The organism is Aminobacter niigataensis, from assembly GCF_946995915.1.
In the GTDB taxonomy this organism is placed as follows: Bacteria; Pseudomonadota; Alphaproteobacteria; order Rhizobiales; family Rhizobiaceae; genus Aminobacter; species Aminobacter niigataensis.
Genome location: NZ_OX341517.1, coordinates 3859712 through 3884926, shown reverse-complemented (window position 1 = coordinate 3884926; position 25215 = coordinate 3859712). Strand labels below are relative to the sequence as shown.

22 protein-coding genes and 1 pseudogene are annotated in these 25215 nt (G+C 61.8%); 19 read left to right on the top strand and 4 right to left on the bottom strand.

The features are described 5' to 3' along the window. Positions 1-21: 21 nt before the first annotated feature. Positions 22-183: pseudogene (locus O1Y97_RS19020) on the bottom strand (oxidoreductase); the annotation flags it as partial. A gap of 125 nt (positions 184-308) precedes the next feature. Next, on the bottom strand, positions 309-641 hold the full coding sequence (locus O1Y97_RS19015; protein WP_318762012.1) for a hypothetical protein: 333 nt from the start codon (positions 639-641) through the stop codon (positions 309-311). Positions 642-687: 46 nt separating this feature from the next. Between O1Y97_RS19015 and O1Y97_RS19010 the strand changes: the two genes are divergently transcribed. From O1Y97_RS19010 to O1Y97_RS18955, 12 genes are all read left to right on the top strand, one after another. After that, the gene (locus O1Y97_RS19010; RefSeq protein WP_318762011.1) at positions 688-1944 is read left to right on the top strand and encodes an aminomethyltransferase family protein; all 1257 of its coding nucleotides are present in this window, start codon (positions 688-690) and stop codon (positions 1942-1944) included. 125 nt (positions 1945-2069) lie between these two features. Next, positions 2070-2954 (top strand): methylenetetrahydrofolate reductase, encoded by an 885-nt coding sequence (locus tag O1Y97_RS19005; RefSeq protein WP_318762010.1) that lies wholly within the window; start codon positions 2070-2072, stop codon positions 2952-2954. A gap of 285 nt (positions 2955-3239) precedes the next feature. Then, a complete protein-coding gene (locus O1Y97_RS19000; RefSeq protein ID WP_318762009.1) occupies positions 3240-4445 on the top strand; it encodes an aminotransferase class V-fold PLP-dependent enzyme in 1206 nt (401 codons plus the stop codon). Between the two features lie 9 nt (positions 4446-4454). Next, positions 4455-5414 (top strand): 2-hydroxyacid dehydrogenase, encoded by a 960-nt coding sequence (locus O1Y97_RS18995; RefSeq protein ID WP_318762008.1) that lies wholly within the window; start codon positions 4455-4457, stop codon positions 5412-5414. 80 nt (positions 5415-5494) lie between these two features. After that, on the top strand, positions 5495-6769 hold the full coding sequence (gene glyA / locus O1Y97_RS18990; protein ID WP_318762007.1) for a serine hydroxymethyltransferase: 1275 nt from the start codon (positions 5495-5497) through the stop codon (positions 6767-6769). A gap of 331 nt (positions 6770-7100) precedes the next feature. Next, positions 7101-8141, top strand: coding sequence for a porin (locus O1Y97_RS18985; RefSeq protein ID WP_318762006.1), 1041 nt, complete (start codon positions 7101-7103; stop codon positions 8139-8141). A 129-nt stretch (positions 8142-8270) separates the two neighbouring features. Beyond that, the gene (locus O1Y97_RS18980) at positions 8271-9062 is read left to right on the top strand and encodes a helix-turn-helix domain-containing protein (RefSeq protein ID WP_183261953.1); all 792 of its coding nucleotides are present in this window, start codon (positions 8271-8273) and stop codon (positions 9060-9062) included. 295 nt (positions 9063-9357) lie between these two features. Then, the gene (locus O1Y97_RS18975; RefSeq protein ID WP_318762005.1) at positions 9358-10227 is read left to right on the top strand and encodes an aromatic ring-hydroxylating oxygenase subunit alpha; all 870 of its coding nucleotides are present in this window, start codon (positions 9358-9360) and stop codon (positions 10225-10227) included. Positions 10228-10468: 241 nt separating this feature from the next. Continuing rightward, a complete protein-coding gene (locus O1Y97_RS18970; protein WP_318762004.1) occupies positions 10469-11488 on the top strand; it encodes a BMP family lipoprotein in 1020 nt (339 codons plus the stop codon). Next, positions 11485-13044 (top strand): ABC transporter ATP-binding protein, encoded by a 1560-nt coding sequence (locus tag O1Y97_RS18965; protein WP_318762003.1) that lies wholly within the window; start codon positions 11485-11487, stop codon positions 13042-13044. The genes O1Y97_RS18970 and O1Y97_RS18965 overlap by 4 nt, the downstream gene beginning before the upstream one ends. Beyond that, entirely contained in the window at positions 13041-14123 is a 1083-nt protein-coding gene (locus tag O1Y97_RS18960) for an ABC transporter permease (RefSeq protein WP_108608540.1), read from the top strand. Before O1Y97_RS18965 ends, O1Y97_RS18960 begins: the two co-directional genes overlap by 4 nt. Further along, positions 14116-15048: an ABC transporter permease gene (locus O1Y97_RS18955; RefSeq protein ID WP_318762002.1), complete on the top strand. Its 933-nt coding sequence runs from the start codon at positions 14116-14118 to the stop codon at positions 15046-15048. The genes O1Y97_RS18960 and O1Y97_RS18955 overlap by 8 nt, the downstream gene beginning before the upstream one ends. 16 nt (positions 15049-15064) lie before the next feature. Here the strand turns inward: O1Y97_RS18955 and O1Y97_RS18950 are convergent, their stop codons facing one another. Next, the gene (locus tag O1Y97_RS18950; protein ID WP_318762001.1) at positions 15065-15880 is read right to left on the bottom strand and encodes a helix-turn-helix domain-containing protein; all 816 of its coding nucleotides are present in this window, start codon (positions 15878-15880) and stop codon (positions 15065-15067) included. Positions 15881-16033: 153 nt separating this feature from the next. On the opposite strand from O1Y97_RS18950, the gene add reads away from it, so the two are divergent. Beyond that, on the top strand, positions 16034-17188 hold the full coding sequence (gene add / locus O1Y97_RS18945) for an adenosine deaminase (RefSeq protein WP_318762000.1): 1155 nt from the start codon (positions 16034-16036) through the stop codon (positions 17186-17188). Between the two features lie 115 nt (positions 17189-17303). Here the strand turns inward: add and O1Y97_RS18940 are convergent, their stop codons facing one another. Continuing rightward, positions 17304-18128, bottom strand: a complete 825-nt coding sequence (locus O1Y97_RS18940; protein ID WP_318761999.1) for a helix-turn-helix domain-containing protein — start codon at positions 18126-18128, stop codon at positions 17304-17306. Between the two features lie 217 nt (positions 18129-18345). Here O1Y97_RS18940 and O1Y97_RS18935 point away from each other — a divergent pair, with 217 nt between their 5' ends. From O1Y97_RS18935 to O1Y97_RS18910, 6 genes are all read left to right on the top strand, one after another. Further along, positions 18346-19401: an aromatic ring-hydroxylating oxygenase subunit alpha gene (locus O1Y97_RS18935; RefSeq protein WP_246389536.1), complete on the top strand. Its 1056-nt coding sequence runs from the start codon at positions 18346-18348 to the stop codon at positions 19399-19401. Between the two features lie 77 nt (positions 19402-19478). Further along, complete coding sequence (locus O1Y97_RS18930) at positions 19479-20492, top strand: PDR/VanB family oxidoreductase (RefSeq protein WP_318761998.1); 1014 nt, start codon at positions 19479-19481, stop codon at positions 20490-20492. Positions 20493-20579: 87 nt separating this feature from the next. Further along, a complete protein-coding gene (locus tag O1Y97_RS18925; protein ID WP_318761997.1) occupies positions 20580-21611 on the top strand; it encodes a BMP family lipoprotein in 1032 nt (343 codons plus the stop codon). Positions 21612-21693: 82 nt separating this feature from the next. Then, the gene (locus O1Y97_RS18920; RefSeq protein ID WP_318761996.1) at positions 21694-23208 is read left to right on the top strand and encodes an ABC transporter ATP-binding protein; all 1515 of its coding nucleotides are present in this window, start codon (positions 21694-21696) and stop codon (positions 23206-23208) included. After that, positions 23205-24269: an ABC transporter permease gene (locus tag O1Y97_RS18915; protein WP_318761995.1), complete on the top strand. Its 1065-nt coding sequence runs from the start codon at positions 23205-23207 to the stop codon at positions 24267-24269. Before O1Y97_RS18920 ends, O1Y97_RS18915 begins: the two co-directional genes overlap by 4 nt. Next, complete coding sequence (locus O1Y97_RS18910) at positions 24266-25198, top strand: ABC transporter permease (RefSeq protein ID WP_318761994.1); 933 nt, start codon at positions 24266-24268, stop codon at positions 25196-25198. The genes O1Y97_RS18915 and O1Y97_RS18910 overlap by 4 nt, the downstream gene beginning before the upstream one ends. Positions 25199-25215 lie beyond the last annotated feature (17 nt).

Genomic DNA, 25215 nt, shown 5'->3' with positions numbered 1-25215 from the left:
GAGCGCCGGAGAAGCGCCCCCTTAATGAGGGCTGGCAGTCGGGCGCACGATGATCTCGCCGACGTCCACATCCTCCGGCTGTCCGATGGCGTAGGCAATCGAAGCGGCAATTGCTTCTGGACTGATGCAGATCGCCCGCCAGGCATTCATTGCATCCCGTGCTGTGGAATCGCTGAGGCTTTCGTAGGCCTTATGGCACCCGAAACCTTTCACCAAATGCGACTTTAGGGACGGGTGCGAAGAATGGATGCTTCTGACGCGAGCTGACGTATGCGCCGCCCATCAGCAAGCAATATTTGCCTTGGCGCTTACTCATCTGGCATCTTTTCTGACTTCTCCCGCGGGCAGACGCCGACCGGGCAGGATTGGCCTTTGGTCGCCGCGTCCTGTCTCGAACCATCTTCGTGGACGCTGGGCGACTCGTGCGGCCACTTGAACCTCAGGTATGCGTCCGGCAACTCCGGGCATTCCGAATTTTGTTCCTTCGTGAAAATCTCGACAGCAATAGATGCGATTGAAATGGCCTGTTGAAAGGGCCTCGCCAAAGCAGCGATGGAACAATGCTGGGCATGTGCCAGCTCCAATTCTTCCATGGCCGAGGTGAATTTGATCGTGTCGGGGAAACCGGTGCGCATCGACATCGGTAATTGCTGCCCCGCTCGTGGGGCGCGTGGAGGAAAGACTTCTATGGACGACGTCAAATTCATCACCGGCCTGACCGCCGCGGCCGATGCCCGGGTTGCATTCCGCGGCACACCGTTCGTCGAGCGTACGGCGCCGCTGAACCAGAACGCCTTGTGGATGCGCTGGGACAGGAACATGGTCGTCGACGCCTATTCCGACATGGTCGAGGAACTGGCTGCGATCCGCAATCGGGTCGCCATGGGCGACATGTCGCCGTTGTCGAAGTATGTCATTGCCGGTCCCGACTCTGAAAGGCTGATGGATAGCCTGATCCCGCGCGACATCACCAAGCTGAAGGTCGGCCAGATCTACTACGCGCCGTGGTGCGACGAGAACGGCCACGTCGTCGGCGACGGCCTCGTTTTCCGCATGGACGAAACCACATTCCGCGTTTCGGCCGATCCCGGCTTCACCTGGTGGAAGAGCCATGCCGAGGGCCTCGACGTCGTGGTGACCGACATCACCGATGACTATGGCATCCTCACCCTGCAGGGGCCGCGCTCACGGGAAGTGCTACGCGCTGTGACCGGCAATGCCTTCGATGAGTTGCCGTTTTCGCGGCTCGGTTTCGTCACGATCGCCGGCCGGCAGGTCGAGATATTGCGCCAGGGCTTCACCGGCGAGCATGGCTATGAGCTCTGGGTCAGGGCCGCCGACGGCGCAGCCGTCTGGGACGCGGTGCAGGACGCGGGCCAGCCTTTCGGCATCCTGCCCGCGGGTGCCTGGGCGCTCGATTTGGCCCGGCTCGAAGCCGGCCTGCTGATCGTCGGCTACGACTACACAAGTGCCGGCCCCGATCACGGTGGCGCCGGTATCCAGGCAGCCGGCAAGTTCCGGGCTTCGCCTTACGATCTGGGGCTTGGCCGGCTGATCGATCTGCGCAAGAGCGACTTCGTCGGCAAGGCCGCGCTGCAGCGCATGTCGGAAGCGGGCGACCACCGCCAACTCGTCGGCCTCGACATCGACTGGTCGCAGGCTGCCGGCGGCAAGGGCCTCGACGGCGGCACGCCGGGTAACCTGCGGCGCGTGCGCTGGTATCCGGTGCCGGCCTTCCATGACGGGGCTGAAGTGGGGCATGCCTCGAGCGTCGCCTGGGCACCGTCGATCGGCAAGATGATCGGTTTCGGTCATCTGCGCGGCAAGGCAGCCGAGATTGGCTCGCAGCTGACACTGCGCTGGAACAAGGACGGCGAGACCATCGACGTCAATGCGCGCGTCATCGAGCTGCCGTTCCTGTCGCTCAAGCGCGCCAAAGGCTGACGCGGCAAGCATCCTCCCCGAAGAACCGCCGGGCGGCATGTTCCGCCCGGCAACCCTGGACAATCGGCGGCGCCAGCCATTGGCGGCGAACGCCGCAGGCTGGTCGCAATCGACCAAGGGCAGACATGACCGAAACAAGTGAAGCCGTTGCCGATAGGCCATCTGCCCGTGCTGTCGGGCCTGCCATGTCGATCGAGCTCGCGCCGGAGCAGGCGCGCAGCTTTGCGCCCGAGGTCTCGCACTTCCCGCTGGGTTCGCGCGTGTTCCTGACCCATCTCACCGGCAAGCCCGAGGCGATGCAGGTTGAAGCGGCTCTGCGTATCAGGGAAAAGGGCTACATCGCCGTGCCGCATCTCGGCGCGCGCAACTTCAAGACCGAGAAGGACTTTGTCGATCTCGTCGCTGCGCACAGCCGCAACGGCATTACCGAAGCGTTGTTTCTGGGCGGCAATCCGGCACTTTTTCCGGGGCCGATGGATGAATCGGCGCAACTGCTGGCCCATCCCGTGCTTCGCGACTCGACCATTCGTACGGCCTTTGTCGCGGGCTACCCCGAGGGACATCCAAATATTGGCGATGCCGATCTCGCGGATGCGCTTCGGCGCAAGCTCGAAATCTGCGATGCCCGCTCCATAGATGCCCGGGTCGTCTCGCAGTTCGCTTTCGATGGTGCTGCGATGGGCGCCTGGGCGCGAGGCTTGCATGATCGATATCCTGGACTTCCCGTGCATGTCGGGCTTGCGGGCGTGACCAGCTTGGCCAAGCTGGTCAAGTTCGCCATGATGTGTGGGGTAGGGCCGTCGATCGCGGCGCTGAAGCGTTCGGCGAGCGGGCTGTTCAACGTCATTGCCGACCGCAATCCGGCCGATGTGCTTGAAGCAATGTCTACGAGCTATCCGCAACCGGCGGGGCCGCTGCATTTGCACTTCTTCCCCTTCGGCGGCTGGGAAAAGACGCTGGCCTGGTACAGCGAACATCGGGGAGCCCGTCGGCTGCGCCCCGGCGACTGATGAGCCGGGCCGTAACGGCCCGCCATGTCACCTGACCCGGCCATCGAACAGGAAACCGAGCGTGTGACGCATTCGATGAGCGTGCAGGACTTCGCGGCGTCTGGCCGCGACAGCAAAGCCGCATGCTTGCGCGTGCCTCGCCATGTTGAACGGACCCCCGACGGTCGCGTTCACCTAGGCGCGAGGAGCCACCAGAACCAGTGCAGGCAAGCCCGCCAATCGGGCGCCGATGCGAGGGACGATCGCAGGTCGTCGCGCGCCGAGATCAAACAGGAGGAACATCCGATGAAGAATGGAACCACGCATCTTTTCGTGCCTGGACCGACGAACATCCCCGATGCCGTTCGGCGGGCGATGAATGTCTCGATGCAGGACATGCGCGCACCGGACTATCCGGAATTGACGCTGCCGCTGTTTGCCGATCTCAAGAAGGTGTTCAAGACCGAGGCGGGTACCGTTTTCATCTATCCCGGCTCCGGCACGGGTGCCTGGGAAGCGGCCATCTCCAATACGCTGAACCGCGGCGACCGCGTGCTGATGTCGCGCTTCGGTCAGTTCTCGCATCTGTGGGTCGACATGGCCCAGAGGCTGGGCCTCGAGGTCGACTGCATCGACGTCGAGTGGGGCGAGGGGGTTCCGGTCGAGGAATACCAACGGCGGCTGAGCGACGACAAGCACGGCCGTATCAAGGCGGTGTTCGCCACCCATAACGAAACAGCCACCGGCGTGACCTCCGATATCGCCGGTGTGCGCAAGGCGCTCGACGCAGCCGGCCATGGCGCGCTGCTGTTCGTCGACGGCGTCAGCTCGATTGGCTCGATCGATTTTCGCATGGACGAATGGGGCGTCGACCTTGCCGTCACCGGCTCGCAGAAGGGTCTGATGCTGCCGGCCGGCCTCGGCATCCTTGCCGTGAGCGAAAAGGCACTTGAAGCACACAAGCAATCGCGCATGGAGCGCTGCTATTTCAGCTTCGAAGACATGAAGGCGTCATCGTCGACCGGCTTCTTCCCCTACACGCCACCGACCCAGTTGCTGCATGGGCTGCGTGCATCTCTCGACCTGATCTTTGCCGAAGGGCTCGACAACATCATCGCGCGCCACCATCGCCTCGCGGAGGGCGTGCGCCGCGGCGTGCATGCCTGGGGGCTCAGGCTCTGCGCCAAGGAAGCGAAGTGGTGGTCGAACACCGTTTCGGCGATCGTCGTGCCCGACGAAATCGATGCGCGGCATGTCATCGCCAACGGCTACTCCAGGTATCGGACGTCATTCGGCGCCGGGCTGAGCAAGGTCGTGGGCCGTGTCTTCCGCATCGGCCACCTCGGCGATCTCAACGAAGTGATGTGCCTGGCGGCGTTGGCCTCGGCGGAAATGTCGTTGCGCGATGCCGGCGCCAAGATCGAAGCCGGTTCCGGCGTCGCCGCGGCCCAGGAATGGTACCGCGCCGAGGTCACCGGCAATCTGCAGCCGCAGCAAGACCGCGCGGCTTGAGAGGATAGGATGACCAGACCGAAGGTAATCGTCACCCGTCGCTGGCCGCTCGAAGTCGAGGAGCGGCTGGCTAGCCAGTTCGACGTCAGGCTCAACGAAACAGACCGCCCGTACAATCGCAGTGAGCTGCGCCTGGCGCTGCAGGAAGCCGATGCGGTGCTGCCCACCGTGTCGGACAGGCTTGGCGCCGAGCTGTTTACCGATGGTGTCCAGGCAAAAATCCTCGGTAATTTCGGCGTCGGCTACAACCACATCGACGTTGACGCGGCGAAGACAGCTGGCGTCGTGGTCACCAATACGCCTGCGGTGCTTACCGATGCGACCGCCGATCTTGCCATGACGCTGCTGTTGATGTGCGCCCGCCGCGCCCGGGAAGGCGAGCGTGAACTGCGCTCCGGAAAATGGACCGGCTGGCGGCCGACCCATCTCTGCGGCACCCAGGTCACCGGCAAGACCATCGGCATCGTCGGCATGGGTCGCATTGGCCAGGCCATGGCGCGGCGCTGCCATTACGGTTTCGGCATGGATGTCGTCTTCTACGACAGCCAGCCGGTTGCCGATCCCGGCATGCCGGCGCGCCAGCTGGCGACGGTCGATGACGTGTTGGCGGCCGCCGATTTCGTGTCGCTGCATTGTCCAGGTGGTGGCGAAAACCACTATCTGATCAACAGTCGCCGCCTCGGCAACATGAAAAAATCTGCCTTCCTGATCAACACCGCGCGTGGTGATGTCGTCGACGAACGTGCCCTGGTCAATGCGCTCGACGAAGGGCGCATAGCCGGTGCGGGGCTCGATGTGTTCGAAACCGAGCCGGTGGTGCCGCGCTCGCTGACCGAGCGCGACGACGTCGTGCTGTTGCCGCATCTCGGCAGCGCCACCAACGAGACGCGTATCGCCATGGGCATGCGGGTGATCGACAACCTCACCGCCTTCTTCGAAGGCCGATCGCCGCCCGACGCCGTCAACTAGTCCCCGTTTCAATTTACCAACACCAAGCCAAGGGCAGGCGCCAAACGGCGTCTGCCCCTTGCCGCCAGGAGACAAGAAGCATGTCCGGCTTTTTCCAACGCGACTTGAAGCGCCAGGATCCGGTGATCGCCGATGCGATCGCACGCGAAACCGCCCGCCAGCGGTCGGAGATCGAACTGATCGCCTCCGAGAACATCGTCTCGCCCGCCGTGCTCGAAGCGCAAGGCTCGGTGCTGACCAACAAATATGCCGAGGGGTACCCCGGCCACCGCTATTATGGTGGCTGCCAGTATGTCGACCTGGCAGAAGCCGCAGCGATCGAGCGGGCGAGCCGGCTGTTCGGCGCGGCCCATGTCAACGTGCAGCCACACTCGGGCGCCCAGGCCAATGGCGCGGTCATGCTCGCCATGCTGAAGCCCGGCGACACCTTCATGGGGCTGTCGCTTGCCGCCGGTGGGCACCTGACTCACGGTGCCCGACCGACGCTGTCGGGCAAGTGGTTCAACGCGGTACAGTATGGTGTGCGCCAGAGTGACAGCCTGATCGACTACGACGAACTGGAGGTCAAGGCGCTCGAAACGCGGCCGAAGCTGATCATCGCCGGGGGCTCGGCCTACCCGCGCATCATCGATTTCAAACGCATCCGGGCGATCGCCGACAGCGTCGGCGCGCTGATGATGGTCGACATGGCGCATTTCGCCGGACTGGTTGCCGGCGGCGTGCATCCCAACCCGCTGGAAGTCGCCGACATCGTGACCACGACCACGCACAAGACGCTGCGTGGTCCGCGCGGCGGCATGATCCTCACCAACAATGCCGACATCGCCAAGAAGCTGAACTCGGCGGTCTTTCCTGGCCTGCAGGGTGGTCCGCTGATGCATGTCATCGCCGCCAAGGCGGTTGCCTTGGGCGAGGCGCTTGAGGATGGGTTCAAGGAATATGCCAGGCAGATGGTGGCCAATGCGCGCACGCTTGCCACGACACTTTCGGCGCGCGGTTTCGATATCGTTTCAGGTGGCACCGACACGCATCTGATGCTGGTCGACCTGCGCAGCAAGGGTATCTCCGGCAAGGACGCCGAAGAGGCACTCGGCCGGGCCGGGCTGACTTGCAACAAGAACGGCATCCCGTTCGATCCAGCGCCGCCGGCGGTCACCTCAGGGATTCGGCTGGGTACGCCGGCTGCCACCACGCGTGGCTTCCGCGAGGCGGAGTTTGCCCAGGTTGGTACGCTGATCGCCGACGTGCTCGACGCCGTCGGCACCGATCGTGCCACTGAACAGGAACGTGCAGTTCATTCGACGGTGGAGTGGCTGTGCGCAGCATTCCCGATCTACGAAGGCCGTTCAATCTGACCTTGGGCGGCTGACCGCCAATGCAGCAGCTTGGCCGCTGCTGCATTGGCTCTTTTTCGCATTACCTGCAGATATGGTTTTGCGTATCTCGGCCATTCGGACGGTGCCGCGCCTGTCCTAACGTCGCAACGCAATCGCCGCACACACCAACATCCAGGCCGGTCGTTGATCGGCAGGCAGCATGCGCCTCCGTCACGCGATGGGGGGCGACGCATGCTGCCTGACGCTGACGGGGAGGAACGCCTGGATCGCGACGATTGCCGCCTGCATGCGGGATGTCCACCCCGGCATGAAAACCAGAACAGCTACAAATCGGGAGGGAACCGGGACAATGAATTACAGGAAAACTGCGCTTGGCTGCGCGCTGGCAATCGGTGCGCCCTATGGCGCCCAGGCCGCTGATGCCGTGGTCGTCGCCGAACCGGAGCCGATCGGCTATGTCCGCGTCTGCGATACCTACGGTGCCGGCTTCTACTATCTGCCGGGGACTGAAACCTGCCTGCGCGTCGGCGGCTACATTCGCTACGAGATCGGTGTGGGCGACCTTTTTGGCGCGGACCGTGACGACGACGGCCGGGGCGACACCTATTTCAAGCGTGCCCGCGCGGCGTTGAAGATCGATGCCCGCTCGGAGACTGAATTGGGCACGTTGCGCCGCTACATGCACATCAACTTCCAGCATGACATCGACTCTGACGGCGGTCACGAAGCGATGGAAATCGAGAGTGCCATCATCGAGCTGGGTGGCTTGCGCATCGGCGTGAACGACTCGCTGTTCATCACCTTCGTCAATTATGCCGGCTATGTCTCCAAGGACGACGTGATCGGCTACGGCCCATTCGCCACGCCGCAGATCGCCTACACCTACAAGAACGAAAACGGCTTCACCGCGGCCGTTTCTCTCGAAACCGGCTACGACCCGTTCGTCGTCGACAGCTACATGCCGCATGTCGTGGCAGGCCTGTCCTACGCGCAATCCTGGGGTGGCGTGGCCCTGGTTGCTGCCTATGACTCGGTTTCGGAGGAGTGGTCAGGCAAGCTGCGCCTCGATGCCACCTTCAGCGATACAGTTTCCGCATTCGCAATGGCAGGACTCAAGAGCGACGACAGCGCACCCTATTCCCAGTTCTACGGTATCTGGGGCGGCCGGTGGGCCGTGTGGGGCGGCGCCACGATCAAGGCTTCCGACAAAGCCTCGGTGAACTTCCAGCTGTCTTATGACGAAGACGAGAACTTTGCCGCGGTTGCCAATGTCGCATATCAGGTCGTGCCGGATCTGATGGTCACGCCGGAGATCGGCTTCTACGACAATTTTGCCGTCGACGGCGCCGATATGATCGGCGGCTTCGTGCGCATGGAGGCATCGTTCTAGCGCGTCTTGCGAGTAGACGCGGCTCCGTCGGCTTGCGCCGGCGGAGCAATGCCCCGATGATCATGCGCACAGTACATCAGGGCAGGGGTGAGCTCTGGCTCGCGTCCGTGAACATTGCGAAAGATCAGTATGCGTCTGCCCCCGATCGATCTCAGCCGCGAAAACACCTTCGGGGAACTGACATATGAGACCGGCGGCCAGTATGGGCCGATCATGGGCGATTACCTCGCCTTCATCGTCGTCCATATCGGCAGCGCCACGATCGAGGCTGATGACAGGGTCACCCGGCTCGAGGCCGGGCAGTGCGCTTTCTCGCTGACGCACGACCGTTACAACTACATTGCGCAGGAGGGGGTCTTCTCGCATGTCAGTTGGTGCGACGGCCGCCCGCAGAACGCCGGCTGGCTCTACCAGGAGGCCGGCAAGATCGCGCCTTTCATCGACGCAACGCCTCAAGTCCAGGCACTGATGCAACTTGGCGTCGACCTTGGCATCGGCGACCGCGACAGCCGCAGCGGATTGCGCGAGGCGCTGACAAACGCGCTGCTCAACGCCTACATCTACGAGGCAGGGGTCCTGGCAGCGGAAAAGCCGGTGCCGCAGACGATCCTGCGCGCCAGGCGCTACCTCGACGAGCACTTCGCCGGCGACCTCACCATCGAACATGTTGCAGAACAGGTGCGGGTCAGCCCGCAGTATCTGGTCTCGGCTTTCAAGAAGCATATGGGCATGACTCCGGCGCGTTATCTCTGGCGCTGCCGTGTCGACTATGGCGCCCACCTTTTGCAGCGGACCGGGCTGTCGATCAGCGAGATTGCCTACAAGGTCGGCTACAAGAATCCCTACCATTTCTCGCGCCAGGTGAAGCTGGCGTTCGACTGTTCCCCGACGGAGCTGCGCGAGCAGGCGCGCAGCGCCTAGTCGCAAGCCGACGCATGCTTGCCGCCGGGTGAACTGGCGATATGCGATTGCCAACCGCATGCATGGCGGATTGGGCGTCATCCGTGGAATTCTTCACCTGCCGATCCGAACTGGGCCAAGACACCAGCCAGACCGGCAGCGGAGGAACGACTGTATAAGGCACTCAGGTGCTCGCCAGATATGGCGCCGGGCAAATGCCGCCCGCAATCGCTCCGAAATCGCTGAACCGAACGATTATCGCCTGCGGCCTGTTTCGAGGCTGCAATGTGCTGAACGAGTATTGCGGATGGCCAGTATGGGAAACCTCGCTTCGATAGATCCGGTCGCTCTCGACGAGTGGCATGTCGTGGCATCTCTCGACGAATTGCCTGCCCACACGACGATCTCGACGATCCTGCTCGGCCAGGCGATCCAGGTCGGGCGGCGTGGTGACGTGCTCGGCGTATGGCGGGGCGATGAAATGCTGCCTTTGATCGAACGCTTCGGCTATCTGTGGACGACGCTGGGCAATCCTCCGCGCGACCTGTTCGAGATCGTCGAGTTCAACGAACCCGACCGCAAGGTCATCGTCCAGGGCGTCACGCGCGTCGCCGTGTCGGCGCCGCGCGCCGTCGAGAACTTTCTCGACATGGGGCATTTTCCCTTCGTCCACACCGGCATCCTCGGCGAAGAGCCGCACACCGAGGTCAAGCCCTACAAGGTCACCGTCTACCCGGAGCCGCCGGAAATCCTGGTCACCGAATGCGAGTTCTACCAGCCGCAGGCCAATGCCGGTTCTGACAGCGGCGTGGATACGGAATATGTCTACCGCATCCCGCATCCGTTTTGCGCGGTGCTCTACAAGACAGGCTCGACGGACGCCAAGCGCCGCGACGTCATTGCCTTGTTTGGCCAGCCGGTCAGCGAAGAATGCGTGCTGGTCCATATCGTCATCTGCCTTGTCGACGATGTAACCAACCTCGCTGCGATGCGCAGCTTCCACCAGACCATTCTCGGCCAGGACAAGCCGATCCTGGAAAACCAGGTGCCGAAGCGGTTGCCGCTCGACACGCGCGCAGAAGTGCCGATCCGCGCGGACGCGGCCTCTGCTGCCTATCGCCGCTGGCTTCGCGACCGCGGGCTTCGTTACGGCGTCATCTTGGGCAACACCAGCCGCGCCGCATGAAGTGCAGCCGTTGTGTTTAACCAGGGATATGCCTGACTGAAATAGCAGCCATTGTTGCGCCCAAGCCGGCATGAAAGCTTGAGCTAATGGTTGCAAGACCGAAAACCGACGACAGATAAGACCAAGGGGAACGTCGTTGGTGCAGGAATTCCGCCGCTTTGCGCGGCCTGCCCTGTGCAGGCTGAGCGCGAGCAGGCAGGCGGAATGGGACAGTTTTCGAGCTGGAATGGAGGAACCTTACATGGCACCGAACATCACCCGTCGCGCGGCACTTCTCGGCTCTGCGGGAGCAATCCTGCTGGCGGGCTTTGCCCGCTCATTCGCGGCCGAGCCGACCAAACTGAAGATTGCCATCATCATGGAGAGCCGCGTCGATGTCGGCTGGTGCAGCACGCTTCTCGACTCGCTCAACAAGATCAAGGGCGAGATCGCACCGACCGTCGACCTTTCCTGGGAATACACCGATCCGCTTTGGAACGAGGACGCCGAGAATGCGATGCGTCTCTACGCCGAGAGCGGCGAGTACGACATCATCTGGGGCCATGGCCGCTATTCCGACCAGATCAAGAAGCTGAACACCGAATTCCCCGACATCATGTTCGTGGTGGCCGGCTCCGGCAATGCGCCGATCGGCGCCAACCAGTACTGGCTCTACAAGCGCCTGCATGAGCCGTCCTATCTGCTTGGCATGCTCGCCGGACGGACGACGAAGTCCGGTGTCATCGGACTGGTCGGCACCTTTGCCGCCGACGACGTTAACGACCAGATCAACGCTTATCTCGAGGGAGCGCGCTCGGTCCGCTCCGACATCCAGCATCGCGTGTCGTTCATCGGCTCGTGGTCGGACAATGCGCTGGCCGCCGAGCATGCCAATGTACAGATCGCTTCCGGTGCAGACGTCGTGTTCATGCTGACCGACAACTTCAAGCCTTGCGAAGAGCACAACATAATGTGCTTCGCCAACATCAGCGATCAGAGCAAGAATGCACCGACTGCGCTTGCTTCCAGCGCGGTCATCAACTGGGAGCCCGACCTCAAATGGCTTGTCGGCGAGTGGCAGAAGCACAAGGCCGGTGGCCAGTTTAGCGGCAACGCGGAACCGAAATGGTTCTCCATGGCCGATGGCGGCACCGACATCGCGCCCTTCCATGAGTTCGAAGCCAAGTTGCCCGATGCCGTGAAGCAGGAAATTGCCGCGACCCGGCAGAAGATCCTTTCGCGTGAACTCGTCGTTGCAGTGAACACGGCGGAAGTGAAGTGAACTGCACGGCGCAAATGGTGCGGCCTGTCGTGGTGGAAGAGCTGCTCAAGGTCCAGAATCTCACCAAGCGCTTTGGCGCGGTCGCCGCCAATGACGGCGTCAGCCTCGACGTGCGCAAGGGCGAGATTCACTGCCTCTTCGGCGAGAACGGTGCCGGCAAGTCGACGCTCTCGGCCTGTCTGTACGGCTATTACCGCGCCGACAGCGGCGAGATCGTGTTCAAGGGCAAGACCGCCGAACTGAACTCGCCGGCCGACGCGCTCCGCCTCGGCATCGGCATGGTGCACCAGCATTTCGTGCTGGTCTCCAACTTCACCGTCCTTGAAAACATCATCGTCGGCAGCTCCGACGTCGGCGTCTTCCTCAACAAGTCGGAAGCCCGCCGCAAGGTGGTTGCTCTTTGCCAGGAGTGCGGCATCGACATCGACCTGGATCGCGAGATCTGGCAACTGTCGGTCGGCGAGCAGCAATGGGTGGAAATCCTCAAGGCGCTGTATTTCGGCGCCGAATTGCTGATCCTCGACGAACCGACCGCGGTTTTGACCCCGCAGCAGTCGGACCAGCTATTCAGGATCATCTCGGGCATGCGCAGCCGCGGCCTGTCGATCATCCTGATCAGCCACAAGCTGCGCGAGGTGATGCAGTCCGACCGCGTCACCATTCTGCGCAAGGGAAAGGTCGTGGCCACCGTGGAAACGGCCGGTAGCACGGCGGAGGCGATCACCGCGCTGATGGTCGGCCACAAGGTGACAAAGCACGTCCGCGACCGAACCGTTACGCCGGCTGGCGATTTCCTTTCCGTGCGTAATGTCTGCGCCAAGGGCGACTGGGCCGAGGATGTACTCAAGGATGTCAGCTTCGACATCGCCAAGCATGAGGTTCTTGGCTTGGCAGGTGTCGCCGGCAACGGCCAGAAGGAGCTGTTCGAAGTCCTGATGGGCGTGCGCGCGGCGAGCTCCGGCGGCTTTTCGCTCGACGGCGAGGCGATCGTCGCACCGACATCGCGCGAAATGCTGGACCGTGGTGTCGGCTTCGTGCCCGACGACCGCTTTCGCGAAGGGTTGATCCCGGAATTCGGCACCGCCGAGAATCTCGTGCTTGGCTGGCAGCGCGCGCCGGAATATCGCCGTGGGCCGTTCCTCGACCGGCGCAAGCTCGGCCTGCTCGCACGCAAGAAGATCGAGGAATTCAAGGTGGTGACGGCATCAGCCGAACTGCCGGTCGAAAGGCTGTCCGGCGGCAACGCGCAACGCGTCATCCTGGCGCGTGAGTTCCTACATGCGCGCGGGCTGCTGCTCGCCAACCAGCCGACGCGCGGGCTCGACGTCGCGGCTTCCGAATTCGTCTACGAAAAGATCCTGGAGAAGCGCGCTGCCGGTTTCGCCGTGCTGCTGGCCTCGGAGGAACTCGATGACTTGCTGCGCCTCTGCGACCGCATCGCGGTGATCTTCAAAGGGCGGATCATGGGCATCGTACGTCCTGAAGAAACCTCATTGCTCGACCTCGGAATGATGATGGCGGGAGACGCCAAAGAGCCTGAACGGACAGTCCAATGATTTCAGTTCAACGACGCTCGGGCAGCAGCCTGAGCTGGAATGTCGCCTGTTACTCCGCAGCGATGATATGTGCATTCCTGACGTCGGCAGCTTTGCTGGCCTTTTCGGGCGGTGACCCTGCGAAGGCGTTCTCGGCGCTGCTGACGGGCGCCTTCGGCAGCCAGAACGCGCTCTATGGTTCGCTGGCAAAAGCGACCCCGCTTTTGCTTGTCGGGCTCGGTACGGTCATCGCCTTCCGCGCCAAGATCTGGAACATCGGCCAGGAGGGGCAGGTCTTTGCCGGCGCGATGGCGGCCTACTGGATGAGCCTTTGGGTGGCACCGTTGCCCTATTGGCTGGCGTGGCTGCTGATTGCCATTGCCGGGCTTGTCGGCGGCGGCGTGCTCGGCCTGCTTGCCGGCTATCTCAAGGTCCGCTTCGGCACCAGCGAGGTCATCTCGACCGTGATGTTGAACTACATCGTCATCTACATCCTCGCCTATCTTCTCGATGGCGGCCCGTGGATGGAGAGTGGGCTGACTGTTGCCTATCACCAGTCGTCGCCGGTCAACCCGCTGCTCGAATGGCCGATCCTGCTCGGCCAGGGCTCAGGCAAGATGCATATCGGCTTCATCCTGGCGCTTGCTGCTGCTGCCTTCTGCGCCGTGCTCCTCGAGAAAACGTCGCTCGGCTACGAGATTCGCGCCTTTGGCTCCAACCCGACCGCGCTGCGTTTCCGCGGCACCAACATCCGGCGGCTGCTGCTGGTCGTGATGCTGTTGTCGGGTGCGCTCGCCGGTTTGGCCGGGGCAGGCGAATTGTTCGGCACCTCGCACCGCCTGCGCGCCGAGACGCTGCTTGGCATCGGCAGCTCCGGCATCGTTGTTGCCATGGTCGGCGGCCTGCGGCCGAGCGGTGTGATGCTGGCCGCACTTTTCTTCGGCGCGCTGAAGAGTGGCGCCATCTACATGCGACTGAAAAGCGGAACGCCTGCCGGCCTGGTCTCGGCGATGGAAGGGTTGGTGCTGCTCTTCTTCCTCTGTGCCGCAGTCGCGACAAAGCTTCAGTTGGTGCGCGTCGAGGAGAAAGTCCATGCTTGAGTTGCTGCAAGGTCCGCTGCTGATCAGCATCTTGGCCGGCATGGTCCGGATCGCGACGCCGCTGCTGTTCTCGGCCATGGGCGAGCTGGTTACCCAGCGCGCCGGCATCTGGAACATCTCGGTCGAAGGCACGATGCTGCTGGGAGCGGTGGTCGCCTATGTCGTCGCTTCGACCACCGGCTCGCCGTGGCTGGCGCTGCTTGCAGCCGTGCTCGCTTGTGCCCTGATCAGCCTGATCATGTCCTTTGTCACGATCGTCCTGAAGGCGGAACAGTTCGTTGCCGGCCTGGCGCTGAACCTCCTGGCTTCGGGCCTCACCCTGTTCTGGTTCCAGACCTATGTCATCGGCCGCGAGCCGCCGAAGTTCGCCGGTTTCGATCAGGTCGACATTCCGTTGCTGTCGGATATTCCGTTCCTCGGCCCGATCCTGTTTTCGCAGCGCCTGTTGACCTATGTCGCGTTTTTGCTGCCGGTCGCGGTGTGGTTCTTTCTCTACCGCACCAAATACGGCCTCGAGATCCGCTGCGTCGGCGAGAACCCCAAGGCGCTTGACGTCAAGGGTTTGAGCGTCGGCTGGCGCCAGTGCCTGGCAATCATGTTCGGCAGCCTGATGTCGGGCTTCGGCGGGGCCTTCCTCATGCTCGGCTATTCCGACCGCTTCGTGCCCGATCTCATCGCCGGCCGCGGCTGGCTGGTCGTCGTCGCCATCATTGCCGGCAACTGGATGCCGTTCCGTGTGGTCGGTGCGATCTTCATCTTCGCCCTGCTCGAGGCGGTTGCGATCCATGCCCAGGTGGTCGGAGTTTCCATCCCCCACCACTTCTTCCTGATCCTGCCCTATGTCGCCTCGCTGGTATTGCTGGCAGGGCTCAGGTCGCGCACGCACCAGCCCGAAGCGCTCGGCGTGCCCTACAGCAGAGAGTGAGCGATCCCGCTTGCGGCTATGATGCCGTAGGCTCCCTGGAGATCCGCTGATCCGCCTGGGCGCGAAGCTCCGTCGGCGACATGCCAAAATGCAGTCTGATCTGACGCGAGAAGTGATAGGGATTCTTGTAGCCGCACCGTTCGGCTATTTCCATCACCGGTAGTTCGCTGTGAAGCAGCAGTTGCCGGCCATGGTTCGCTCGTATCTGCCAGAGATAGCGAACTGGCGTGACACCAATGTGCTTGCGGAACGACGAGACCAGATGCTGGGGCGTAAGCGCAAGCATGTCGGCCAACTGGCCAAGGGTCAGTTCCTTTGCAAAGTTTTCTTCGAGATAACGACGGGCGCGGTGGATGGAGCGGGGCGTGTGCCGTTCTCGCTCCGATATCTGCGCTTCATGGAAATATGCGGCGAGCAGCGACTGCCCCAATGTCTCGCAAAGGATATGGGTATCCGCGTCAGAACCCTGCGTCAGCCCCAAACCCAGTCGCTGGAGAGTCTCGATCCGTGCGGAGATCGGGATCTTGCTGGTCGCGTTGCGCAAGCTTAGCGCGGCAGAGTCCGGGAGGTTCGCAGGAAACGCCTCGCACCAGCCTACCTTGTTGCGCGTGCCTTTCTCGTACTCAAACACGGACAGCTGCTCACCTAGAAACAAGCCGCACTCGCCGGCTTCGACGATGGTGATCTTGCCGTCGCATGTCGCCTTGGCGGTGCCTTCATGCACCAGCAGCAGCGCGACATAGTTGCCGGTTAGCGGCCCGTACACTCCCCCCACGGGATACACGGCCTCGCCAAAGGAAAAACCGTCCTCCTGGTCAACGACGATCTTCATCTACTCGCCCCGATAGCCGCTGCATTCTGCGTGATTGCCCTCAGGCCCGCAACGTTGGCTCATCGCTATCTTCATTCACGATATGCTTCGGAGCGTCGCCGATATTTCGTTTGCTGCGTTGATGCATGACACTTTGGCCATTGCGATGAGACGATGAGGCGCAGCCGGCGACAACCGCCAAATGCCTTTGTGAAGCTCGATGTGGCCAGAAAATCGTCCACCTGGCGTCCGCGCAATACAAATTGCGAGCTACGTTGGCAGTGGAGAAGACCAGTGAATATCCAAGAATTCATCCGGAAAGTCCCAAAAACCGAGCTTCACCTTCATCTGGAGGGAGCCATTTACCCGCAAACCGCACTGGATCTGGCCAGGAAGAATGGCGTGCATCTGCCACCAGTCGACGACGCGAAGGACCTTTATCGTTTCAAGAGCCTCGAGGATTTCCTCGTCATCTACTCAGCAGTGTCGGCAAGCGTCGTCGACGTCGACGATTTCAGGCGCATCACCTACGAGATGCTCGAGCGCTGTGCCCGCAGCGGCGCGCGCTACGTCGAGTTCTTCTTCAGCCCGCACGCACATCTTGATTGCGGGGTAGCATATGAAACGCAGCTCAAGGGCATCCTGAGCGGCATGAAGGACGCCGAGACGGATTTTCGCGTTGTCAGCCGCATCGTGCCCGGCATCAACCGCGAACGCGGGCCGGCGGCAGGACAAGAGATGGTCGAACTGATCCTCGCGCATCGAACCGACGAAGTGATCGGTATCGGCCTGGACTTCAACGAGGCGCCATTTCCGCCCGAGCCTTTCGGCGACGTCTTTGCACATGCGCGCAAGTCCGGGCTGCATGTGACCGCACATGCCGGCGAAACGGGGCCGGCCGCCTACATCAGAGGCTCGCTTGACGCCTTGAAGGTCGAGCGCATCGATCATGGCTACAATGTCGTCAATGACCCGCAACTAATGCAGCGCTGCAAGGATGAGGGTGTGCTCTTCACCGTATGCCCCTCGACTGCAGCGGTCACTTCGGCGTGGCACGATCTGTCGGCGCCAGATCACGCCATTCGCCAGATGCTTGATTTCGGACTGACACTTTCGATCCACAGCGACGATCCACCGATGTTTTTCACCGACCTCGAGAACGAATACGTCAAGGCGGTTGAACAGCTGAAATTCACCCCGCGCGACATCCGGGATGCCATCCTGGCGGGCATCGACGGCTCCTGGCTCGATGCAACGACAAAGCGTCGGTGGCTGCAGGAATGGTCGGAAGAGATCGACGGGCTGATGACGGCGTTGTCGCCCAACTAGGTACGGCGTTCGGGCGGTCGACAACGGCGCGATCCGGTTGCGGCCATATCACTTAAGATCAGCCGGGCTTGCCTTGTCGCGGCCCGGCTGACAGACCACGAAAATTCCACACCGCTCAGTACGCGATATCGACCGTATCTTCGGCAACTTCGCTTGGCTTATGGTAGCCCATATTCGCGCGCACTTCAGTTGGCGACATACCGAAAAGCTGCTTGATCTGACGCGAGAAATGGTAGGGGTTCTTGTAGCCGCATTGATATGCGATTTCCGCTATCGTCAGGCCGCTGTGCAAGAGCAGATGACGCGCCCGTTTTCCGCGCACCTGCCAGAGATAGCGGGCCGGTGTGACGCCGATATGTTTGCGGAACGACAGAATGAGGTGCTGCGGCGTTCGCGCCACCAGCTCCGCCAGACTGTTGATCGTGACGTCCTTCTCGGAATTTTCCTCGATGTAGTTTCTGGCGCGATGGACGGGTCGGGGAATATGCCGATCCCGCTCTGAAACGTGGGCTTCGTGAAAATAGACTGCGTAGAGTGTCTGCCCCAGAGCGTTGCGCAGCATGTTGAGATTGGCCGTGGATCCGGAGCCCAGTTCGACGCCAAGGCGCTGAAGTGCTTCAAGCGACTCGGATATCGGAATCTTGGCGGGCACTTGGCGCAGACGCTGCGCAATCGACTCCGTCAAGGTTCCCGGTGAGCCTTCGCACCAACTCACCCGGCCGCGATCATATTCGAACAAAACGTATTGTTCGTTGCGAAAGACGCCGCATTCGCCACGCTCCACGATCGTCACTTCGTCGTCGCAGGTCACCTTGGCTGTTCCTTCGTGGACCAGCAGCAGCGTCACGTAACGATTACGAAGCGGGCCATAAACCCCTCCCACATTGTACAGCGCCTCACCGAAAGTGAAGCCGTGCTCCGGGTCGACGATTGTCTGCATTGGCTGGCTCCAACCGGCAGTGGATGAGCACGTAACGTACCTCGCTGTCCCGGCATTTCAAGCGGCGGTCCATCGCGATCTTCATTCAAGATATCCATTGGATCGGCAAGGACATTCCTCAAAAACCTCTGTTCGCCGACTATCCAGCTACGAAAATCAAAGCCGATCCGACGAACCAGATATGGCAAATCGGGCCGGGCTCCAGGGAGCTGAACTTATGTTTTTGCCCGTCGACAACTCGAAGACGAAGAGCGAGCTGCCGCCCGGATGCACATTCGCGGAAAGCGACTGGCATATCCTCTCCTCGTTCTGGCATCCCGTGGAATATGCTCACGAAGTTGGCGAAAAGCCCGTGCGGGCCCGCCTCCTGGATGTCGACCTTGTGCTCTACAGGACGTCGCAGGGCGTGGCCGTCGCCCGCGACATCTGTCCCCACCGCGGCACCAGGATCAGCTCCGGCTGGATGGCCGACGGCCAGATCGTCTGCCCGATGCATGGCTTGCATTTCGACCATGGCGGACAGTGCACCAAGATTCCGTCGATGACCGATCCGACGGCAAAGATACCGCCCAGGCTCAGGCTGCTGACCGTGCTTTCAGAGGAGCGCTACGGCATAATCTGGGTATGCCTCAAGGGCGAGCCGATCTGGCCGATCCCGCAATGGCCTGGACTTTCCAACGCGGACTGGAAGACGGTCTATCTGCCCAAGGATACGTGGAACGCGGCGGCGAGCCGCCATGTCGAAAACTTCAATGACGTCGCCCATTTTCCATGGGTTCATGCCGAAAGCTTCGGCTCGGCGACAGCGGTTCCTATTCCGCAATACACGGTCGATCATGCGGAGTTCGGACTGCGCTTTTCCTATCCATACCCGAACGGCGCCAACTATTACCCTGACGGCGTCGAGGGCACCGAGCGCAACGTCGTCTACAGCTATGAGCTGACCTATCCGTTTTCGACGATCATCATCATCGATCCGGAAGGCTCGGATTACGTGCAATATCTGGCGGATACGGTGTGTCCGGTTTCAGCCCGCGAAACTCGCATTTTCCAGCTGCTCACCGACACCACCGGCAATCCGGACGGCGAATACTGGAAGAAGTTCCAGATGCTGATCAACGACGAAGACAAGTCGATGGTCGAAGAACAGCGCCCGGAAGACCTGCCGCTCGATCTGACAGAGGAAATCCACGTTCCCTGCGATCGCCTGTCGCTTGAATACCGGCGTGCGCTCGCCAAGAAATTCGGGCTCGGCGCGCCGATCGCGAGTTGAGCAGGCCAGTTCAGCGAAATCGGAACCGTAGCCGCAAAGTTCCACGTTTTGCCTGACAGGCCAGGAAGGAGGCGAGCATGAACATCGCGCTGTCTGCCCATGGAAATGCTATGATCCACCAGGTCAACCGTTCTGCGCGCCTGCAAGTCCGGGTCGCTGCCAAAACCACCGAAGCCCAGGATATTGCCGGCTTCGAACTGGTCGATTGGAGTGGCGAGGACCTGCCGGCTTTCACGGCGGGGTCGCATGTCGATGTCTTCATGGCCAACGGGCTTGTTCGCCAATATTCGCTTCGCAACAATCCCAGTGAGCGCCACCGCTACCGCCTGGGTGTCCTGCGTGATCAGAAGGGCGCTGGCGGCTCGATCTTCATGCACGATATGCTGAAGTCAGGCGATGTGATCGAGATCAGCCACCCACGCAACGCCTTTCCGCTGAATGAACAGGCGTCATCGTCACTGCTGCTGGCCGGAGGGATTGGCGTGACGCCGATCCTGTCGATGGCCCACAGGCTATCGACCCTGGGACAGGACTTCGCGCTGCATTACTGCGCCAGAAACCTCGACCGGATGGCTTTCCGGTCCGAGCTAGAGACGGGTCCGTTCAAGACGCAGGTTCATTTTCACCGCGATGACGGACCACCCGAGCAGAAACTGAACATCGCGGAATTGTTGCAGTCGAGCCCAAAGGGCACGCATCTCTATGTTTGCGGACCACGCGGTTTCATGGACGCCGTCATCGGCGAAGCCGAACGGTCGTGGCCGAAGGAAACCATTCACCGCGAGTATTTCGGCAAGATCGCTGATGTCGGATCAAGCGATGACAGGTCGTTTGCCGTCCAGATTGCCAGCACGGGCCAGGTCTTTGCCGTTCCAGCAGGCGAAAGCGTCGTCTCGGTGCTCGGCACCAACGGTATCGAGATCCCGGTATCTTGCGAGCAAGGCATCTGCGGAACCTGCGTGACCCGCGTGCTTGCCGGGCTGCCTGACCACCGCGACCTCTATCTGACCGATGCCGAACATGCAGCCAATGACCAGATGACGCCGTGCTGTTCGCGGGCGCTGTCGGAAATCGTCGTGCTGGATTTGTGAACGAGGGAAATATGCACCGGTGGACATACACCGGGCAAAGCAGGGCCTGACCAAACTGGGCTAGACAACCAATGGGAGTTAGAAATCATGATTGGACGATTGACCGGCAGGCTGGTTGCCTCCTTGGCAATGGCTGTGCTTGCGCTGTTTGCGCTTTCGTCGGTGTCGCGCGCCGAAAATCCGGACAAGCTTCGCATCGCGGTCATTCTGGCTTCCGGCGTGGAAAGCGGCTGGGACGGAACACTGATAGAATCGCTCGAGCGGGTGAAGGCGGCGAAGCCGCATGGGCTTGAGCTGAGCTGGAAATACACCGACCCGCTATGGGGCGACGATGCGGGCGACGCCATGCGGCTGTTCGCCGAAAGTGGCCAGTATGACGTCATCTGGGCGCACAGCACCTATTCCGACCAGGTCAAGAAGCTGAAGGACGAATTCCCCGAGATACTCTTCGTCGTCACGGGTTCGGGGAACGAAGGCTTGGGCGGCAACCAGTACATGCTCTACAAGCGTGTCCACGAACCTGCCTACCTGCTTGGTGTCATCGCCGGCCGCATGACCAAGACCAACGTGCTTGGCACGGTGGGCACATTTCCCGCCGACGACGTGAACGACCCGATCAACGCCTTCTTTGCCGGGGCGAGGTCGGTAAATCCGTCGATCAAGGAAAAGGTCGTTTTCATCGAGTCCTGGTATGACCCGGCCAAGTCGGCCGAATACACCCATGCGCAGATCGCCACCGGCGCCGACGTCATCTTCCAGCAGACCGACAACTTCAAGGAATGCGAGGCTGCTCAGATCATCTGCTTCGGCAGCAATCAGGATCAGTCCAGCTTCTCCCCGACCACCATCGTCAGCAGCACCGTGATCCGTTGGGATCCGGACATCACCCATGTCGTCGATGCCTGGTGGCAGCATAAGGTCGAGGGAAAGCCTTTTGCCGGCAGCACGGAGCGGATTTGGCGCGGCATGAAGGATGGCGGTGCCGGCATGGCTCCCTATCACGGCTTCGAGGCGACGCTGCCGCAACCGGTGATATCAGAGGTCGAGGCGCTGAAGGCCAAGATCATCTCAGGCGAGTTCCAGGTACCGCTCGATGTATCAGCCCCCAAGCCCAATTGAGACAACGCTCCTGCCGGGCCGAGAGGTCGGTCCCGGCAGGATACTCCCCATCCCACTGACTGATGACAGGACAGATTTTCGAATGTCGACAGCTCTGCGCGTTGAAGGTCTGACCAAGCGCTTCGCCGGCGTGACGGCCAATGACGGCGTCGACTTCGACCTGGAGGTCGGCGAGATCCACTGCCTGTTCGGTGAAAATGGCGCGGGCAAGTCGACCTTGTCGGCCTGCATCTTCGGTTTCTGCACGCCGGACGCCGGGCAGATCGTCGTACGCGGCCAACCAGTCGAGATGCACTCGCCAAGGGACGCGATCAAGCTCGGCATCGGCATGGTGCATCAGCATTTCGTGCTGGTGCCCGAATTTACCGTGCTGGAAAATATCATTGTCGGAACCCAGAAATCCGGGTGGCGGCTGGACGACAGAGCAGCCAGGCAAAAGCTGAAGAGCCTGTGCGACGCCTACGGCATCGAGATCGATCTCGACGCCTATGTCTGGGAACTGGCGGTCGGGCGCCAGCAATGGGTCGAGATTCTCAAGGCGCTCTACCTCGACGTCCAGATCCTCATTCTCGACGAACCGACGGCGGTGCTGACACCTGATGAGTCCGCGCTCCTGTTCGCCATCATGCGCAAGATGTGCGCCAACGGCATGTCGATCATCCTGATCACCCACAAGGTCGCCGAAGTGATGCAGTCGAACCGCGTCACGGTGCTGCGCAAGGGCAAGGCAATCGCCACTGTCCAGACCAGGGACACGTCGCCTGAAGAACTGGCGCGGCTCATGGTAGGCCGCGAGGTGTCGTTTTCGGTCAACAAGTCGACAATCGCGCCCGGCGATACCGTGCTCGAAGTCAGCGGTCTCGGCGCCAGGGGCTACTGGAACGAGGCGGTTCTGAACCAGGTTTCGCTGTCGATCGCCCGGCACGAAATCCTCGGCATTGCCGGTGTCGCCGGCAACGGCCAGAAGGAGCTTTTCGAAGTTCTCTCGGGTGTGCGCTGGGCACGCGAAGGCACGATCAGGCTGAACGGCGAGGACGTCAGCCGGCGCACGCCGCGCGCCATGATGGACAGGGGCGTGGGGCACATTCCCGACGACCGTTTTCGCGAGGGTCTGGTCGGGCCGTTCAGCATCGCCGAAAACCTCATCCTCGGCTGGCAGCGCAACGCCAAGTACCGCACCGGCCTGTTTCTGGATCGCGGCAAGATCGCAGCGCTGTCGAAGACGATGATGGCCCGCTACCAGATCGCCGCGCGCGACGACGAGGTGCCGGTCGAAAACCTCTCCGGTGGCAACGCCCAAAAGGTCATCCTGGCGCGCGAGTTCCTGCATTCGTCGGGGCTGCTGCTCGCCAACCAGCCGACGCGCGGCCTCGACATCGGCGTCATCGAATATGTCTACGCCCAATTGCTGCAGAAGCGCGAAGAGGGTTTTGCGATCCTGCTGGCCTCCGAAGAGCTAAGCGACCTGTTCAATCTCGCCGACCGCATAGCGGTGATGTTCAAGGGCGAGATCGTCGGTGTCGTCGATCCCAAGACAACGACAGTGGAAGAGGTTGGTATGCTGATGGCCGGCCGCAGGATGGAGGCTGGACGATGATCCGGATCGAACGGCGCATCGAAGCCAATCCATGGTGGACAGCCGGCACGCTGGTGGCCGCACTGGCCGCTGGCATGCTTGCCTCCGCACTCATCGTGGCAACGACCGGTGCTGATCCCCTAGAGGCGTTCAGGACTTTGTTCTTCGGTGCCTTTGGCTCGCAGAAAGCGGTGATGACCACCCTCATCAAGTCGACGCCGCTGATCCTGACGGGATTGGCAACCGTCATCGCCTTTCGCGCCCAGATATGGAGCATCGGCCAGGAAGGCCAGGTCTTTGCCGGCGCGATGGCCGGCTATCTCGGCAGCCAGATCCTGGCTGGCCTGCCGCCACTGCTGTTCTTTCCCGGGGTGATCCTGTTCGGCGTCGCCGGCGGGCTGCTGCTGGGCGGGGCCTGCGCGATCCTCAAGACACGCTTTGGCGTCAACGAGATCGTTTCGACTGTGATGACCAACTACCTTGCAATCTACCTGTTGTCTTACCTTCTGGCGGGCGGACCCTGGGCCGAAATCGGCGATGGCGCTTCTTATCAGCAGTCGGTGCCGCTTCCGGCCGCGGAGCAATTGCCGCTGCTGTTTGGAACCAAGCTCCATATCGGCGTGCTGTTGCCCTTCGTCGCTGCGATTTGCTGTGCCGTCATGCTCGACCGGACCGCACTCGGCTACGAGATCAAGGCACTGGGAACCAATCCTGTCGCGCTTGGCCACAAGGGCACTAATATCGCCAGGACCATCATTGCGGTGATGTGCATCAGCGGTGGACTCGCAGCCCTTGCGGGGGTCATCGAACTCTACGGCGTCGGGCACCGGCTGAAGGCCGACAACCTGGTCGGACTTGGCTACGCCGGCATCATCGTCGGCATGATCGGCGGCTTGCGGCCGCTGGGCACTGTGCTTGCGGGACTGCTGTTTGGCGGGCTGGCAAGTGGTGCCGTGTCGATGCGGGTGGTCAGCGACATCCCGGCGTCTCTCGTGCCAGCCATGCAGGGCATCATCCTGCTTTTCGTCCTCTGTGCCAGCGTGATGGCGCGTTACAAGATCGTCAGGGGTACCGCGTCATGAGCGGATTGTTTCAGGAAGCCATCCTCATCAGCATTTTCGCAGCGACTTTGCGGACGATGACGCCGCTGCTGTTTTCGGCCATGGGCGAACTCGTGACCCAGCGCGCCGGGATCTGGAACATGGGTGTCGAGGGCACGATGCTGATGGGCTCGTTCATCGCCTATTTCGTGGCGACGTCGACCGGCTCATTGTGGCTGGCGGTGCTCGCAGCGATCCTGGCTGGCGCCGTCATGGGCCTGATCATCGCCTTCATGACGGCGACGATGCGTGTCGACCACTTCGTCACCGGCCTCGGTCTCAATCTCTTTGCCGACGGTATCACGCTGTACTGGTTTCAAAGCTACGTTCGCGGTGGCCCGCAACCCTCCTTCGCCGGCTTCGAGGACGTGCCGTTGCCCTTCCTGTCGGACATCCCCTTCATCGGCCCCGTGCTGTTCTCGCAGCGGCTGTTGACCTACGCAGCGCTCTTCATCGTTCCGGCGATCTGGTTCCTGCTTTATCGTACGCGTTATGGCCTGGAGCTGCGTTGCCTTGGCGAGAATCCGAAGGCGCTTGACGTCAAGGGGCTGAGCGTACCTGTCCGCCAATATGGCGCGGTGATGTTTGGTAGCGCCATGACCGGGCTCGGCGGTGGTTTCCTGATGCTCGCTTTCTCTGATCGCTTCATCGCTGATTTCTCGGCCGGCCGCGGCTGGATCGTGGTCGTCGCGCTCATAGCTGGAAACTGGAAGCCCAAGGGTGTGCTGATGGCCGTTGCGGCGTTTGCCTTCCTGGAGGCTGTCGCTACCCACGCCCAGGTGGTCGGCGTCGGCGTGCCGCGCCAGTTGTTGCTCGCTTTGCCTTATCTCGCTTCGATCATCCTGTTGATGGGGGTTCGCTTCCGGACCGGCCAGCCGGCAATGCTCGGTTTCCCATATTCGCGCGAGTGACGCGGGCGATAGCGGGT